The 16,040-nt window shown below is 37.5% G+C and carries 15 protein-coding genes and 1 pseudogene; 2 read left to right on the top strand and 14 right to left on the bottom strand.

The genetic code is table 11. The features are described 5' to 3' along the window. Positions 1-89 precede the first annotated feature (89 nt). Complete coding sequence (locus KFO35_RS13065; protein WP_073441372.1) at positions 90-473, bottom strand: GntR family transcriptional regulator; 384 nt, start codon at positions 471-473, stop codon at positions 90-92. A 241-nt stretch (positions 474-714) separates the two neighbouring features. After that, on the bottom strand, positions 715-1,329 hold the full coding sequence (locus KFO35_RS13060; RefSeq protein WP_016853131.1) for a GNAT family N-acetyltransferase: 615 nt from the start codon (positions 1,327-1,329) through the stop codon (positions 715-717). A gap of 143 nt (positions 1,330-1,472) precedes the next feature. Here KFO35_RS13060 and KFO35_RS13055 point away from each other — a divergent pair. Continuing rightward, positions 1,473-2,033 (top strand): annotated as a pseudogene (locus tag KFO35_RS13055) (TetR/AcrR family transcriptional regulator). Positions 2,034-2,143: 110 nt separating this feature from the next. Here the strand turns inward: KFO35_RS13055 and lacD are convergent. The 4 genes from lacD to pfkB are packed head-to-tail and all read right to left on the bottom strand — an operon-like array spanning position 2,144 to position 5,997. Beyond that, entirely contained in the window at positions 2,144-3,118 is a 975-nt protein-coding gene (lacD, locus tag KFO35_RS13050) for a tagatose-bisphosphate aldolase (RefSeq protein ID WP_005880910.1), read from the bottom strand. Between the two features lie 18 nt (positions 3,119-3,136). Then, positions 3,137-3,592 (bottom strand): fructose PTS transporter subunit IIA, encoded by a 456-nt coding sequence (locus KFO35_RS13045; protein ID WP_002336650.1) that lies wholly within the window; start codon positions 3,590-3,592, stop codon positions 3,137-3,139. Between the two features lie 27 nt (positions 3,593-3,619). Beyond that, entirely contained in the window at positions 3,620-5,065 is a 1,446-nt protein-coding gene (locus KFO35_RS13040) for a PTS fructose transporter subunit IIC (protein WP_002331210.1), read from the bottom strand. Further along, positions 5,062-5,997 carry a 1-phosphofructokinase gene (pfkB, locus tag KFO35_RS13035; protein ID WP_002331209.1) on the bottom strand — a complete coding sequence of 312 codons (936 nt, stop codon included), beginning with the start codon at positions 5,995-5,997 and terminating at the stop codon, positions 5,062-5,064. The genes KFO35_RS13040 and pfkB overlap by 4 nt, the downstream gene beginning before the upstream one ends. A 167-nt stretch (positions 5,998-6,164) precedes the next feature. Here pfkB and KFO35_RS13030 point away from each other — a divergent pair, with 167 nt between their 5' ends. Continuing rightward, a complete protein-coding gene (locus KFO35_RS13030; protein WP_002331208.1) occupies positions 6,165-6,923 on the top strand; it encodes a MurR/RpiR family transcriptional regulator in 759 nt (252 codons plus the stop codon). Between the two features lie 494 nt (positions 6,924-7,417). Here KFO35_RS13030 and KFO35_RS13025 read toward each other — a convergent pair whose 3' ends face one another. The 8 genes from KFO35_RS13025 to KFO35_RS12990 all read right to left on the bottom strand — a co-directional run bounded on the left by KFO35_RS13025 (position 7,418) and on the right by KFO35_RS12990 (position 15,568). Then, the gene (locus tag KFO35_RS13025; protein WP_073441370.1) at positions 7,418-8,617 is read right to left on the bottom strand and encodes an MFS transporter; all 1,200 of its coding nucleotides are present in this window, start codon (positions 8,615-8,617) and stop codon (positions 7,418-7,420) included. Positions 8,618-9,057: 440 nt separating this feature from the next. Continuing rightward, positions 9,058-9,549, bottom strand: coding sequence for a hypothetical protein (locus KFO35_RS13020; protein ID WP_002331206.1), 492 nt, complete (start codon positions 9,547-9,549; stop codon positions 9,058-9,060). Positions 9,550-9,575: 26 nt separating this feature from the next. Further along, on the bottom strand, positions 9,576-10,721 hold the full coding sequence (gene dgoD / locus KFO35_RS13015; RefSeq protein ID WP_002331205.1) for a galactonate dehydratase: 1,146 nt from the start codon (positions 10,719-10,721) through the stop codon (positions 9,576-9,578). A 14-nt stretch (positions 10,722-10,735) separates the two neighbouring features. Further along, the gene (locus tag KFO35_RS13010; RefSeq protein ID WP_002386123.1) at positions 10,736-12,103 is read right to left on the bottom strand and encodes a PTS galactitol transporter subunit IIC; all 1,368 of its coding nucleotides are present in this window, start codon (positions 12,101-12,103) and stop codon (positions 10,736-10,738) included. Between the two features lie 24 nt (positions 12,104-12,127). Continuing rightward, positions 12,128-12,406, bottom strand: coding sequence for a PTS sugar transporter subunit IIB (locus KFO35_RS13005; RefSeq protein WP_073441369.1), 279 nt, complete (start codon positions 12,404-12,406; stop codon positions 12,128-12,130). An 18-nt stretch (positions 12,407-12,424) separates the two neighbouring features. Next, positions 12,425-12,883 (bottom strand): PTS sugar transporter subunit IIA, encoded by a 459-nt coding sequence (locus tag KFO35_RS13000; protein ID WP_002326530.1) that lies wholly within the window; start codon positions 12,881-12,883, stop codon positions 12,425-12,427. Between the two features lie 11 nt (positions 12,884-12,894). Continuing rightward, positions 12,895-13,515, bottom strand: coding sequence for a bifunctional 4-hydroxy-2-oxoglutarate aldolase/2-dehydro-3-deoxy-phosphogluconate aldolase (locus KFO35_RS12995; protein WP_002331202.1), 621 nt, complete (start codon positions 13,513-13,515; stop codon positions 12,895-12,897). Between the two features lie 10 nt (positions 13,516-13,525). Then, on the bottom strand, positions 13,526-15,568 hold the full coding sequence (locus KFO35_RS12990) for a BglG family transcription antiterminator (RefSeq protein ID WP_156272347.1): 2,043 nt from the start codon (positions 15,566-15,568) through the stop codon (positions 13,526-13,528). Positions 15,569-16,040: the final 472 nt, after the last annotated feature.

Below are 16,040 nucleotides of genomic sequence, written 5' to 3'. Positions count from 1 at the left end.
CAAATTCCAAATAACTTGACGCAGCTTGCGGAATGAAAAAATGATATGTGAATATTTCTCCTCCTAGCCCGCTTAATATGCCTATTTTTTTATACCCATGATTTGCAGGAAGGGGATCGGAAGTAGGTTGCAGAAAGCCGCCTTTCATAATCTGTCGGAAACCGGACATCAAAACGGATTATTTTACTTGTCACATTTGTATTTTCTTGTGATGAAGTGCCAAATACATTATTTACTTGAGTGACATTCTCATTGTCCTGTCTGATATTGCTTCGTATAAAAGTACCAGATCCACGTCTCGTATATAACAAACCTTCATCAATAAGGAGTTGTATAGCTTTGCGGATAGTAACACGGCTTGTTTTAAACTCTCTAGCCAGACTTTCTTGCTCAGGTAATTTAGAACCTTCCTGATATTTCCCCTCAACGATCCTCTCTTTTAGAGTCAAGGCTATTTCTTTATATTTTGGCATATTTTCCCCTCATTTTCATTGATCCTACAAAAAAATTAGTATATATACAAATTTTTGTAAAGTATATATACTAATAAATACAAAAATATTTTTATTGTTGGATACAGAAATCTATTTTTAACTGGGGATATCTTTGCCAGCTAATATCTTTGAGACTACACCTATCTTCATCTAAATGGATCAATTACTCGCTTTTTACATTAACCTTCGTGGTACTTCTGCTTTCTGATAGTAAAAAACATTACTGAATGATCTTACTATATAACATACAGCGGAGATCTACTTCTTTATTAAGGATCTTCATGACGATATCTTTTTCTTTTTTCCGTTCGAAACCGCGTCGTTCATAAAATTGATACGTACAGCCGCTATCCGTGAACAGAAATACTTCTTTTCCTTGCTCTCGGCGTTCAAATTCTTTTAATAATTTACTACCGATCCCCTTGATCTTTAAATCAGGGTTGGCAGCTAAAAAGACAATTTCTCCATCTGGGGAATGTTTTTTTAAATAGTCTGAAAGCAATTCGTCATTGGTGTCGTCATACCCGCCTTTGCTGTCTTTCACAAATGCATTTTGTAAGAAATCAAATAGTTTAACATATAACTTTTGACTAAATGAATGATGCTTTTTTGATTTTCCTTTGATGTCTGCTAATAAAACACCTGCCAGCTCATCATCCGCATATAAAGCAATGATTTGTGTCGCGCGATTCAATTCTAGATACCAAAAGTATCTTCCATAAAGATTCAAAAGGAGTTTGTTCTTGGTATACCAATCAAAGTGCATACCTTTAATCGCGAATTGAATGGCTTTTTTGTAGTCTTTCTTTTCCAGTTGCTTAAAGGCTAATTCCATCACTTATTCTCCTATTCTTTAAATATTGATATGCTATACTTACATTATAATAGACAAGGTGTCGGTTATCTATGTTCAGATAGCGGTGAAATTGTCGGATAACCGACACAATTCCTTGATTATGTTGATTAGGAGGCTGCAAAATGAAAAAAGAGGATCGCCGCGTCAAAAAAACAGAAAAAGCGTTAGCAGAAGCATTATCAAAATTATTAGTAGATAAAAAAATTCAAAACATCACCATCCGTGAACTGACCGAAACTGCTGATCTTCACCGTTCGACATTTTATACACATTATACGGATATCTATGATCTTTATGAAAAACTGGAAAATAGCTTTTTCCAAGACTTGGATGAAATCATTCCTACGATACGACACATAGCTACGAGGATCTATACGCTCATTTGATCGACTATGTCTATACGAATACGTTCGTATACAAGTTATTCGTCATCAACCACGGAGATATCCAATTTCAAAAGAGATTAAATAATCTGATCGAAGAAAATTATTTAAAAATCTGGCTACAAGAAGACAAAAAAACCGTGATCACAGAAGAAATGCGTTACTTCACCATCTACCATATCCAAGGGTGCCTCTCCGTTTTAAATCATTGGGTAGAAAAGCAATTTTGCATACTCTAAGAAAAAAATGCTGACCTTCTTGCGCTTATTGAACGACAACATAGAACCTATCATGCCTTAAAAACAAACGAAAAAGGAAGCGTCGGGACGCTTCCAATTCTTTATTTAAAAGCTCAAATTGATTATTAAAAATCATTAGGTTACAAACTTAAGGTTATAGTTAAAGCTTTCTTACAATTTAATAGCTGTTGCTGTTTCTTTCAAAACATTATTCAGCTCTTCGATGTTCTTGCGTCCTTGTGTCTGCATCCATTCTTTGGCAGCATATTCACCTTTAGTAACGAATGGTTCTACACCATTCGCCCAAGTTGCGCGCCCACAGAGTACCCCATTGAATGTAGAGCCAGCCTCTTTTGCAAATTTCAAGGTTTCTTGGAACAATTCAGCAGTTACTCCTGCGCTCAAGAAAATAAATGGCAGGTTGGTAGTCTCGGATTGTTCTTTGAAATAAGCAGCAGCTTCTTCTTTGGTATAAGCAACTTCATTTTTAGTGTAACCATCCACATAGTTCATATTAACAGGAACTTCCACTTTCAAAACGTCAACTCCATAGCGAGGCTTAGAAAATTCCTTCATCATTTCATTTACTTTATGCGGTTTTTTCAAGGCATATTCCTTCGAAGAAGTATCAGGATCGTTGGCATCATAAGAAACCAATTCTAAGAAAAATGGCAAATCTTCAGCAACACATTCAGAACCAATCCGCTCCATAAACGCCTTCTTTTGGTCATTGATGTCATCAGATTCATCTACATCGTAGTATAACAAGAACTTACAAGCATCGGCCCCTTGCTCCTTTAGACGTTTTACAGACCAAATAGATAAAATATCCGGTAAACGTCCTGGAGTTGAAGCATCGTAACCAGTTTTTTCATAGGCCAACAACAGACCAGCATTTTTATCGCGAACTTCGGCTGCTGGCAACCCATATTCTGGATCTAATAAGATTGCTGAAGCATATGGAGTCAATTCAGAAGAAATGATTTTTTTGAAATTGATGATTTGTTCATCGGTTGCTGATTGATTTTGAAATTTACCGATCATTTTTTTCAAGGCACCACGTTGATCGATTGCTAACGCACTGATGATGCCACTTTCATTACTTAGTTGACGAATATAAGTTTTCTTTTTTTCTGTTAAAGGCATGATTTCACTACTTCCTTTTTAGTTTTCTTCTAATTTTTGGTTTAAAAGTTCAGCTATTTCTTCAGCAGACTGGGCTTGTTTCAGACCTTCTGTCACATCTTTGTGCATCAAAAGTCTGGCTACCTGAGATAAAAATTTTAGATGGGTTGTTCCAGCCTCTGAATCTGGAATAAACAGAGCGATTACAAAATCCGTTCCTTCTCCATCTAAACTTTTCCAATCGACCTTACCGTTTAACCGAACAATCACAATATCGGCATCCTTGATACTAGCATCTTTGGCATGAGGGATGGCAAAACCATCCATCATACCAGTCGTGCTTTCTTCTTCTCTTTCCATCAATTTTTCGTAAACTGCATCTCGGTCTTCACTAATGCTCAAGACAATTGACTGATCTGCAAGGAAGTTCATTACCTCATCTTGCGTCGTAAAATTTTTATTCATAAAAACTTTATTTGTTTTGATCAAAGTCATTTGAAATCCTTCTTTCTAGAATAACCTTTAGTTGTTGGTTGCTTCTTTCATTTCAACAGTAGCTGCTTCTGCTTCACGTTTTTCTACACTACGTTTTTGGATCAACCCTAAAATTACTCCGCCAACGATTGAACCAAGTAAAATCGACCCTACCCATGCAACCTTACCAGTAACAACAGGTAATACTAGAAAACCTCCATGAGGTGCGGGAACTTGGACACCAAACATATATGTCAGTACAGCAGCAATTGATGAACCTAGCATCATAGTTGGCAGAACACGCAGCGGATCTTTAGCCGCAAATGGAATTGCTCCTTCGGTAATGTGCGTTGAGCCCAAGATAAAGTTGACTAAACCAGCGTTGCGATCATTCGTGTCGAAATATTTTCCAAAAAACAGTGCGGCAAATCCAGTAATCAATGGGGGCGCGATACAAGCTGCCGAAACCCCTGCCATAAATGTATGGTTACCTTGTGCCAACAACGCAGTCCCTGTAACATAAGCCGCTTTATTGACTGGACCTCCCATATCAAATGCTGACATACAGCCAACGATAATCCCTAAAATTAATGGATTAGAATTTTGGAATCCTGCCAAGAAATTCATCATTCCTTGGTTGACTGCTTCCATTGGATTTGCTAATAAAGACATGACTACACCAACAAACAAGACACCGATCACCGGATATAAGAAGATCGCCTTCAGACCATCCAATTGTTTAGGCAAGCCTTTCATGACCTTTTGCAATAGTAAGATAAAGTAGCCTGCTAAGAAACCTGCAAAAATTCCGCCTAAGAAACCGGCTCCGCCAGAATTGGCTAACAGTCCGCCAACAAACCCAACAACCAAACCAGGACGTTTAGCGATTCCTTCAGCGATATAAGCTGCTAAAATAGGAACCATCATTCCCATTGCCGCATCACCAACACCCTTTAACATAGCGGCAGTCGGATTGTAAGTAGGATCATTGGGATCAAAAGAGTACACACCCCAGATGGCAAACGAAATTGCAATAATTACCCCACCTGCCACTACAAACGGCAGCATATGAGAAACACCGTTCATGAGATTTTTATAAATACTGTGACCAATGCCTGCTGCAACCCCCATCTCCGCTTTCTCACCAGCAGCGTCAACTGTTTTGTTTTCTGCAGTGATTGAACCTTTACCAGCCAACGCATCTTCGATCAATTGGTCAGCATCTTTAATCCCCTTGCTGACGGGCACATCGATTACACGCTTACCTGCGAAACGTTCTGCTTGAACATCTTTGTCAGCTGCAATGATTACAGCGTCAGCGTTTTTTATTTCTTCTGGTGTTAATTCATTCTCTATCCCTACTTGACCATGGGTTTCAACTTTGATAGATACCCCTTTGCGCTTAGCTGCCTGCTCCAATGCTTCTTGAGCCATATAAGTGTGGGCAATTCCTGTTGGACATCCTGTTGCGGCAACAATTTTGTAAGTTGTCATTTTTTACTCGCTCCCTCTTTGATTTCGATTTGTTTTTCCAACTCTGCAACATCCGAAAAATCTGTTAATCCTTTACGAAAAGCGGTTGAACTTCCAGCTGCTAAACTTTTCTTCAAATTAATATCTACCTGTTCACCTTTTAAATATCCTGCAAGAAATGTTCCCAACAAAGTGTCACCAGCACACGCTGTATTGACTACTTTACCTTTAGGAGAATTCCCAGAATAAACGATATCCTTATTTAAAAATATTCCTCCCTCTCCTCCTAGAGAAAGGAGAACATTTTTCGCTCCATCGGCAATCAAGCGTTCAGCATAATGAATATATCCTTCACGATCACTAAGCTCGACATTATACCAAGATTGCAATTCCTCCTCGTTTGGTTTTAATAAGAACGGCTGATACGGCAGACAATCAATTATTTCCGGATAGCTTGAATCAATAATCAGATGGACCTTATTTTCAAAACAAATACGACTGATATCAATAAGAATTTCGGGTGAGACCCCTCGCGGCAAACTGCCAGAAACACACAAATAATCGTCAGCTTGCAGCTTTTGTATTTGATTTAGAAAAGTTTTGATTTGTTCCTGAGGAATCTCAGGTCCTTTATTAACCAATTTGAATTCTTCATTGGTTTTATTAACTTGTGTAAAAACGTTGATTCTAGTCATTCCCGGTACGCTAATAAAATCAGTGCTAATATCTTTTTGATGCAAATAATCCTCAATATAATTCCCGGTAAAACCTGCTTTAAATCCTAAAGCTGTACTATCGATACCTAATTGCTTCATGATCAATGAAACATTCACACCTTTTCCATTAGCTTGTATATCATCATCGTTTGTTCGATTGACTTGGGATGGTTTCATTTCATCTGTTTCGATAAAAAGGTCGATTGCCAAGTTTAAAGTACATGTATAAACTGACATTTACGCTCCTCCTTTCTTACATATTCATTATGTATCAAGATCGAATGTAAATGTTTTCATAAATGACTAAATTCATTGAAAACTTTTACAAAATATATTAAATAAACTTGAAGTAAAGGAAACTCCCGCTTTACAATAGAATTATCCTAACTAATCGGAGGCAAAATATGGATACAAAATTAAGTGAATCGGAGAAATATCTCTGGGATTTTATTCAAAGTCACATACTCGAAATCCCCTCCTATTCCATTGTAAAACTAAGTGAATATGCCAACGTTTCAACAGCAACCGTCGTTCGTACTATGAAGAAAAAAGGATATGAGGGGTTTACGTCTTTTAAACATTCGTTAAAAGAAAAAGAAAATACAAATATCAATTTTGCCGCTCTTGATAAAGTTGATGAAGGAATAAAGACTGCTATTCTTAAAAATGAGCAAGAGGTAATCCGCACCATCAATATGGTAGAAAGCGGGAATATTGAAGATGCTATTCAACGAATCAAGGCTGCTAGAAGAATCATGATTTTTGCCCGAGGTTTTTCAGAATTGATTGCTCAGGAAATGATGGTCAAATTTCAACTTACCGGTAAATATTGTGAGATGCATACTGATCCCAATATCATAAAAAACATTAGTAGAAAATTATCCAAAGATGACATCGTGATCTTTGTTTCACTAAACGGTGAAACAAAGGAATTGACTACCGCAGCTGAAAACTGTTATAAAGCTGAGATCGGGACAATTTTGCTTACTGCTAATCGTCATTCAAGTTTGATGGAACATATCGAGATTCCTTTTGTTGGCTTTAAATCAGAAGGCTCCTTCTTCCCAGATTATGAGGTACGCTCCAGACTTCCACTTTCTATACTGGCTAGAATCTTACTTGACTCCTATGCACTGCGAACATCAGGATTCACACAGCACTAACTCTATATCTGTAAGACTGTACCTAAAATATATCTGTGTGAATTAACTAAGGTTGTCTAGAAAAATATTTAATCGCTATTTGTATTCTCGTGCTTTCTATCATTGCTCCTTCTATAACTTCTTAGTTTCAAGATAGAATAGTGCATTGAGACTACCAGGACTACTTACGCAAATATATAATAATAAGAATGTGATAAGCAGTTCGAAGTTCCTGTCTAATATTTCTTGTTAATTATTATCAATTTCCAACAATTCTAGAATTATAATACGCAAAAAAAGGAGACCGTCTAACCGTCTCCTTATAGTTTATTATTCAGCTTACAATCAGTTATCTAAAATGTTACAGAAGTTTTATTAGGGATATTTTCTTATCTTTTTAGATGAGGTTTCTCAATTATTTAGAAATGCTTACTTAAGTTATTCTCGTTTTTTGTAATTACGCCAATAATCACTATATGTTATTTATATAAAACTAGTATCTAAGTATTTTTATGCTACTCAACAAGAGAATCACTATCGTTTCCTGTCTTCGGTATTTTTCGAATGCCCAAAATAGTTAATAAAGCACCTAGCACCGCAAAACCAGTACCGAAAATCAGCATCTCCCATACACCGAAATGCTGCAGCAGACTGCCGCCCAAGACATTTCCTATCACCCCACCAAGAGTTGTGGCGATGATGATCATCGTTTGTCCAAATACACGATCATCATCCGCCAGAAATTGATTGAACAAATAAGCCGAAGCTGGAATAAACAAAGCGAAACTGAAGGCTTGTAGGAGATGCGTCATTTCCATCATCAGGATCGAACTGGCCAGCAGCATCATGAATCCTCTGACAGCAAATGAAATACTGGCAACAGACAGCCAAAATTTGCTGGATTTCTTTTTGACAAGCTGTTCAAAAAAGATCATTCCCGGTAATTCGCATAAAGCGGCGATCATCAATGCGATGCCAACTTCTTTACTGCCACCGTGGATATTTTCAAAGATCTGTGCCAAAAAGCTGTTGATCATGGTGTGGAAAGTAAAAAGAAAACTGAAACCTAAAAACAACAAAATCAGGAAAGGATATTTTTTTCTCAAAGAAACTGGGCGATCCTGTTCTTTTGTCATAGGAAAAACTTCTTGATTTTTTACATCCGGCAGCAGATGCAAAATAACGAAAACCACTACTGCTTCAACTATAACCAAGATCGGCAAAATCGCGGCAGAATAAATCGCTAACAACTGTCCCAGTAAAAAAGAAGTTACAGCATAAGAAAATGAACCACCAGCTCTTGAAAAGCCAAAGTTGATCCTGTAGCCGGTATTTGAATACTCAAATGCCAGCGCATTGAGAAATGATTGCATAGAAACTACTAAAATCCCACCCAAGATATAAGTAATGATCGGCAAATTCGGAATCAATACCCCAGCTAAGAGAATCACTCCTAATCCTGCTATCATCGTCTTCAGCACGGTGATCAGTGGGATCTTTCTTTTCTTGATGATCACTTGACTGATAAAAGGCTGAAGCACCGTTGAAACAATATTGACCAATGCTAAGATCCCTCCGATTTTAGCTGGATCAATCTTGAAATAAATCAAAAACAATGTCGCAAACCCATAGACAGAACAAAACATCATCCAATAGAGAAATTGCAAACTTGTATAATAAAAACGAATCATTTTTCCGCTTGTTTGATCGCGCATACATCTCCCACCTTATTGGTTTTTCTTTAGCAATTTACTATAGCATACTTGTAGGGGTTTTACTATTTTTAAAAGTGGTGAAGAACTATGGAAATTAGGGTAGATTACAATATGCGTTGATCAATTAAAACATCTGTTAATAAAGACGGAAAAAAGATCATAGAAGCATCGTACTTTTAGCATACTAGCTTGGTCATTTTTTTCTGGAATTGAAGAAAATATATATATTCTAAAAACTATCCATCATCTCTTAGATTACGAGCTTTTTTTGCTGCAAAGGAAGTTAAAAAAAGCAGGGATCGAGTAATCGATTCCTGCTATATCTTGTACCAATATATTTCTTTCCAAAACTTAATATACATTGTATACTTCAATCAATATGATTCATTAAAACAAGTTTCATTATTCGTGATAAAGAAATCATAATTTCGGTAGTAGAATCATTCATTATCTTTTTTTACAACTGCTCTTTTTTCTTCCGAACTTTGATCTAAAGTAATTTTGGAATGGATATCAAGTTCTTGAAAGACATCCATCATTTCAGTTTGATCTTTATCAAAAATCATTGAAAAAGAATTATTCTTGCTTTTGTAAAATGAAATAAATGATTTATCGTCACCTAGTTTTTCTACTTGGACTTGAGGATATCGATTAAAGTTACCGTTCAATACTCCAAATCTAACAACAGAATCTTTTGCTAGACCCTCCTTCAAAAAACCATTGATCAAAATGACAGAAGCAAAAGCAACCAGTTTAATCTGATCAGTCAGATGTTCCGGCCAGAAAATCAACAGGATGGCGACTGTCAGTAAAATACTCAAACTCTTCCTTACAGGACTACTCTGAGCAAACACGATAATTTTCTTTTGATCGATTATTTGCAAAATAATCAGCAGTCCTAAAAAAACTGTGATCATAAGTGCTTCTGCCATCTTTCATCATCCTTTATTTTCATTTATCACCACTCAGCGATCGTACCGTCATAATTTTTCCATTGCGGATTGGTCCAAATCAAACCTTCTTGTGCAATTTCTTTGATTTTGTCTTCATCCATTTCCAAGCCCAGACCTGGTTTTGAAGGTAGATCTACGTAGCCGTCTTTATATTGGAAAACTTCTTTGTTCTTCACAAAATCTAACAGATCAAAACCTTTGTTATAGTGGATCCCTAAGCTTTGTTCTTGGATAAAGACGTTTGGCGTACATGAGTCTACTTGCAGAGTTGCTGCTAGTGCAACAGGACCATATGGCGCATGAGGCGCAACAGCCATGTCGTAAGCTTCCGCCATCGCTGCGATTTTACGGGTTTCCAAGATTCCCCCACAAAGAGCCACATCTGGTTGGATAATATCAACAGTACCTTGTTTAAAGAGGTTCTTGAATTGCCAACGAGTGTACAAGCGTTCACCAGTAGCTAATGGTACAGCCACAGAATCAGCTACTTCTTTAAAGTGTTCTTCATTTTCAGGTAAAACGACTTCTTCCAAAAACATTGGATGGAATGGCTCCAAAGCTTTTGCTAGCACTTTTGCCATCGGTTTATGGACCCGTCCATGAAAATCAACACCAATATCCATTGCATCACCAAAACGTTCGCGAATAGACGCAACTCGTTCCACCACTTCATCAACTTTTTGGTAGGAATCGATATAATGCAGCTCTTCTGTCGCGTTCATCTTGACGGCCGTAAAGCCCCGATCAAACCGATCTTGTGCTTGTTCTGCAACTTCACTTGGTCGATCTCCACCAATCCAAGAATAAACCTTGATTTTATCACGTGCTGCACCACCCAATAATTCATAAACCGGAACATTAAACGCTTTTCCTTTGATATCCCACAGAGCCATTTCTAAACCCGAAACGATGGTTCCATTAATAGGACCGCCTCGGAAGAAAGATCGATGCATTTCTTGGAAGAGGCGCTCGATTTCAAACGGATTACGTCCAATCAGCCGGTTTCCTATCTCATAAGCTCCAGCAACAACCGTTTCTGTTTTAGTTCCTGAGATCATTTCTCCCCAGCCTTCGATTCCTTCGTCAGTCGAGATCTTAACAAAAATCCATCTTGGTTTTACTTTATACACTGTGACATCTGAAATTTTCAATTTAAACCCTCCTACTATTGTGCCTTCAATGGTTCATCCATTTCATGATTAACTTTTTTGATACCATCGAAGTAATACCATGCGCCCGCAAAGGCTAATAACAACACTGGAATACCGATGATTGGTTTGTAAGCAAATGCGATAAATACCAAATAACTTTGGATCATGGAAGTCGCAGCAAATGATGAGATTAACATTGAAGAAGTTCCTAAGTTAATACCAACCGATTTGGCAATTGCTGTCAGCATTGGCGCAGTAGCTGACCCACACCATAGCAATGAAGCTGTCACAACTAAGCCAATAATGATATTTTTTAATAAATTACCACGAGTCAAGGCAACGACCATTGCCACGCGGAAAGGAACAACCGCTAAATCTGCGAATGGTAACACACGGTTTCCTGGCAATACTAAAGCTAATGCAATCGTTAGTGGAATAATGATCAATGCTGTTGTGATAACATCTGGATTACCTACAACAACTGCAGCATCCAATCCGATAAATAAACGTGTACCTTTGAATTTTTTTTGTGACCATTTTTGTGCAGCATCTGAAATTGGCATCAATCCTTCCATAAATAATGAGGTCATCTTAGGAATCAAAACCAAAACAGCTGACATGCTGACACCTAATTGTAAAACCGCTTTGATATCATAGCCGGCTAAAACACCAATCACCATCCCGATAACTAACCCCATGATCATAGAATCACCAAAAAATCCCAAATATTTTTGTGCATCTTTGATGGTGAATTTTGATTTTCTGAATAACGGGATACGATCCAGCAGCCAATTTAACGGCCAAGCAATAACCAGTGATGAAAGCGCAGAAACAGTTGGTAAAGAAACACCAGGGATTCCGAAGAAACTTTCTACCATCGGTTGCGACCAGTCTGAAATCTTAAAAGTCGCAATTGCCATCACTACTGATGCACCTACACCTAAGAAGACATTCTTAGTCACGAAATACACCATAACACCAACGATTGCCATATGGTGATAGTTCCAGATATCAACATCCAGCGTATGTGTACGTTTCAAAATCAGCAAAACGATATTGACCAATAGAATGGCAAAAATCAAGATTGGAATGATTGGCGATGCCCAAGTAACAGCCGCAATCGAACCCCAGCCAACATCCAAAGCATCTAGTTTAACACCAGTTCGATCAACCATCGCCTTGGCAGCTGGTCCAACATTGGTCGTCATAAAGTCCAATATCAACTTGATCCCGGCAAAACCGATACCTAATGTCAAACCTGATTTAAAAGCACGAGAAATCTTTAACCCAAAAATCAAACCAATAATCGTGATGATGACTGGCAACATAACTGTTGGTCCAGCATCAATAAAGAAGTTAAAGACGTTCATAATGATTTTCATTTTTTCAGCTCCTTTGATCAGCTATTATTTCAGTAAGTTCAAAATCTCTTCCATTGTTTGATCGGCACCGATACCTGTTAAAATCGGCATCCCTTTGATTACTGGTACACCACCTGTTTGACCATCAAATTGACCAGTCGTCACCAATAGATCATAGTCTTGAACTTTTCCTGGAACTTCCATCAATTTTGTTTGAGTCGTTGAAGCATCAATGCCATGTTGTTGCAAATACTCTCTAACTTTTGTTGCTACTACTGTTGAAGTGGCGATACCATTTCCGCATGCTACTAAAATTCGTTTCATTATGATTTCCTCCTTATATTAAAAAACCGCTTTCTTTAATAGTTCTAATAATTCAGTATCATTGCCTGCTCTGATCATTTCTTGCCGCAGTGGCTCATCTTGTATGATTCCAACAATTTTTTGTAACATTTCAACTTGCCCATGTGGTTCCCCAATCGCCATCATGATCACAATTTGGATTGGTAACTGCTCATTGTTATTTTCCATATTATGAAATAGGACCGGATCTTTAAGAGTCGCAATTGCTAAAGTTGTTTTATTGACCATTTCATAGTTTGCATGGGGAATTGCGATTCCTGGTGGTGTTGATGGTAATCCAGTAGGGTATTCTTTTTCCCGTTCTTGGATTGCTTGAATATATTCCTCCTTCACGTAGTTTTTTTTGTACATCTCGCTTGCCAAAAACGCTAAGACTTCACTATCTGTTTTTGCTTGAACATTTCGAAAAACGAGTTCCTCATTCAAATAAAGTTCCAAAGTCCTCACTCCTATTTAATAACCTCAATTAATTCTTTCATCGAACGTGCTAAGTTTTTAACATTTAGCTCTTCGATGTCTTGCTTGTTGAACATACCGGAACCAAGACCTAAATAGCTAGCACCTTGTTCAAAAAACTCTTTCGCATTCTCCTTACTGATTCCACCAACCCCCATTAGTGGTAACTTACCTAAAGGTGCTTGAATATCCTTGAAAAAACGCGGAGTAACAACCGCTGCAGGAAATACTTTTACAATATCAGCTCCTTCTTTAAACATACGGTCGACTTCTGAAGGAGTCATTGCGGCAGGTACCGCCAATAATCCTTTCTTATTGGCGTAAGACAACATTTCTTTTGTGAACATATGTGGTCCTAATAAAAATTTTGCACCAGCCTCATAGCAGGCTTGGGCTTGTTCTAATGTCCTTACCGTCCCAGCGCCGATATAAGTCGTGTCACCATAACGTTGATTTAGTTCATGTATATTTTCAAGAGCTCCTTTTGTGTTCATTGTCATCTCTACGGCAAATTGATGGTCAAATTCCTGCATTGCTTGTAAAATAGCATCTGCCTGATCAAAAGTATAACCACGCATGATCACTGTCAATTTAGGATAATCTGCTAGTCTCATGTTTTCCTCCTTAAGATCTTTGTCTTAATAGTTGATAAACTGTCTTTTCGTCATCAGCAATCAATAACTGCTCAATCAATGAATCATCTTTGGCGATATCAGCGATTTGATTGATGGTTCGCAGATGCTTCGTTAAATCAAAAAATGAAAGCGGCAAAATCAAGCTGACATCTTCACCATTAGGAAATCGTATCGGCTTTTTACAAACTAAAATGCTGACACCGTCACTGATTACACCTTTATCGACCGTTGTATGGGGAATGCAAGTCTTCATTCCCAAGTAACCTGCATATCCCGGTTGTCTGATTTGATCCAAGCAATCAGCGATAAAACGCGAGTCAATGATTTGATGTTCCAATAACGGTCGGCAAGCCACCTCCACTGCTCGTTCCCAAGACATCTCTTCTTCAACGATTTGTACATAACTCGGCCGCAAGTAATAAGTCAATGAAGGCAATACCTTGAAGTTGTCCAGCGGCGTGCTTCCATCTTCCTTGATCAAAAAGTACTGCAGTTCTTCTCGCAACGAAACTGGATTGGTGATATTTGCATATTTCCTAATGATTGTTAACAATTCATCCATTGCTCGATCAACCTTAGTAATTCCTAAATCACTCAAAACTCGATATCGTAAACTGATTTGTTGCTGATATGTCATGATTGGCTCGATCATAAACTGCAGCATAGAACTTTTTAGCGGCGTCGTAGTAAAGACCAGATCATAATCAGCTTCAAATTTGTAGAAATCACGCACAGATAGGGAAGCTAAAAAATGGATCTCTGGAAAAAGTTTTTCCATATTGGCTCGTACTAACTTTGAGACCATGACACCATTAGTACAAACAACTACAGCCCTTTGTCGTTGCTTATTCAATTTATTATGATTACTTAATTGATAGCCAAAGTAATAGGATAAAAGATCTAATTCATCATTTGGAAAGGCCTTATTTAGCCAATTCTCAATAGGAATAATCAATTTTTTCATCAAATCAATCAAAATCGCATGATTACTATCCTTGATCAGACTATCTATTGAATAAACTCCTAAACTCAAGTTATAGCGTATTCGAAAACAGGCTGGACGCAGATGACTCAGTATCCTACGTTCAAAGTCTTCTCGGTCATCGATCAAAATCAACGTTTGATTTTGGAAATTTTCAACCATTTGGCTGATCAATTTTCGCAATTCTTGATCCGAATCATAATTTTGAGTAGTTTTGCTCTCAAAAATATTGGAAGTTAAAAATAATAACGTGAACCACTCCATATAACTTTTGGATAGACTCCAACCTGTTTCATGTACCAAGATCATCAGCATTCGGAATTCAGGAGTATCCGTCACATCATCGGGAAAAAACGCGTGCTTATCTGACATCTTGATCCCACGGCTTACTAAAAATCTCGCTGATGTCTGCAAATAGTCTACCGACTCATCAGAATAACTAAGATGCAACATTTGTTCCATGTTATGGATCAAATGGACGATTTCTTCTTCAGAAACATCTTGTGCCAATTTTCTGCGAATCATTTCTCGGCGAAAAATCGGATACCATTTTACTAGATCCGATAACAGCTGTAAGATACGGTGTTCCGAACCAACCAATTGGTAACCATTCATCCGATTATATCGAATTGTCAGACTATAATTTCTGATGAACGGTTCCGTTCGTTTGATATCTTCCATAACAGTCGTCTTACTAACATCAACCGCATCTACCAAATGATCCAGACTGATGTAATCGATATTAGCGATCAGAGTCATCACTATCAATGCTTGTCTTTCACTATCAGTGAGAACGACAAGTTCCTGATCATCACCTATGTCGTAATCAGGCTGTGATATCATTTGGATAACCTCGATTGGTACCGTAATATTTCCAGAATGACTTCTCTGAATTAACGGAATGTTCTTTGTTTTCAATTCTTCATTAAATTGATTGATCGCGTAATTGATTTGACGACGTGTCAAATCAAGTTCACTTGTTAAAGTGGAAAGTTTCATTTCAGGGTTTTTAATAATCAGTTTGAGTATTTCACGAATTCGTTTATTCATTTTGACTATCCTCCTGACAAAATCATTATATACTTGTTCACATACGTTTCCGGAAAGCTTTCATCACGTTTTTTGTCACACTTGGTTTAATGTTTTGTCACACTAACAGCTATTTTTAAAATGAACGCTGTTATATCAAATGTAACATGGTATGACAATTATTTTAGGGCTAATGTGAATATTAAATATTCGGTAGAATATTGGATGCTTTAGTAAATAAACACGGGACGTTGCTTCTTCAACACATTAAAGTATCTATTCCGTAACTAAATCAAGTCAGTCTAATTGAAAAAGAATAATATTAAACTGCTAAAAACAATGCTTTTGGGAGCGTCAATAATTTTGTGTAAATGGTTCTTCCCTACTGTAGATTGTTTCTAATTCTCCATCGGTTGACTCAGCATTTGTTCGAGCTCGCCTTCGGCCTGTTGGAAACCTTTATGACTGCGACCTAGGAATTTTTGGTTGTAAG

It is taken from the genome of Enterococcus lactis (assembly GCF_015751045.1).
Taxonomy (GTDB): Bacteria; Bacillota; Bacilli; order Lactobacillales; family Enterococcaceae; genus Enterococcus_B; species Enterococcus_B lactis.
This window is presented reverse-complemented; position numbering and strand designations above follow the sequence as displayed.

Excerpts from the sequence above, each read along its gene's own strand:
- KFO35_RS12990 (WP_156272347.1), bottom strand. The coding sequence starts at position 15,568 with ATGAATAAACGAATTCGTGAAATACTCAAACTGATTATTAAAAACCCT.
- pfkB (WP_002331209.1), bottom strand. The coding sequence starts at position 5,997 with ATGTCAGTTTATACATGTACTTTAAACTTGGCAATCGACCTTTTTATC.
- KFO35_RS13065 (WP_073441372.1), bottom strand. The coding sequence starts at position 473 with ATGCCAAAATATAAAGAAATAGCCTTGACTCTAAAAGAGAGGATCGTT.
- KFO35_RS13020 (WP_002331206.1), bottom strand. The coding sequence starts at position 9,549 with ATGGCAGAAGCACTTATGATCACAGTTTTTTTAGGACTGCTGATTATT.
- KFO35_RS12995 (WP_002331202.1), bottom strand. The coding sequence starts at position 13,515 with ATGAGACTAGCAGATTATCCTAAATTGACAGTGATCATGCGTGGTTAT.
- KFO35_RS13025 (WP_073441370.1), bottom strand. The coding sequence starts at position 8,617 with ATGCGCGATCAAACAAGCGGAAAAATGATTCGTTTTTATTATACAAGT.
- lacD (WP_005880910.1), bottom strand. The coding sequence starts at position 3,118 with ATGCCTTTAACAGAAAAAAAGAAAACTTATATTCGTCAACTAAGTAAT.
- KFO35_RS13040 (WP_002331210.1), bottom strand. The coding sequence starts at position 5,065 with ATGACAACTTACAAAATTGTTGCCGCAACAGGATGTCCAACAGGAATT.
- KFO35_RS13010 (WP_002386123.1), bottom strand. The coding sequence starts at position 12,103 with ATGAAAATCATTATGAACGTCTTTAACTTCTTTATTGATGCTGGACCA.
- KFO35_RS13045 (WP_002336650.1), bottom strand. The coding sequence starts at position 3,592 with ATGACTTTGATCAAAACAAATAAAGTTTTTATGAATAAAAATTTTACG.
- KFO35_RS13060 (WP_016853131.1), bottom strand. The coding sequence starts at position 1,329 with ATGGAATTAGCCTTTAAGCAACTGGAAAAGAAAGACTACAAAAAAGCC.
- KFO35_RS13005 (WP_073441369.1), bottom strand. The coding sequence starts at position 12,406 with ATGAAACGAATTTTAGTAGCATGCGGAAATGGTATCGCCACTTCAACA.
- KFO35_RS13030 (WP_002331208.1), top strand. The coding sequence starts at position 6,165 with ATGGATACAAAATTAAGTGAATCGGAGAAATATCTCTGGGATTTTATT.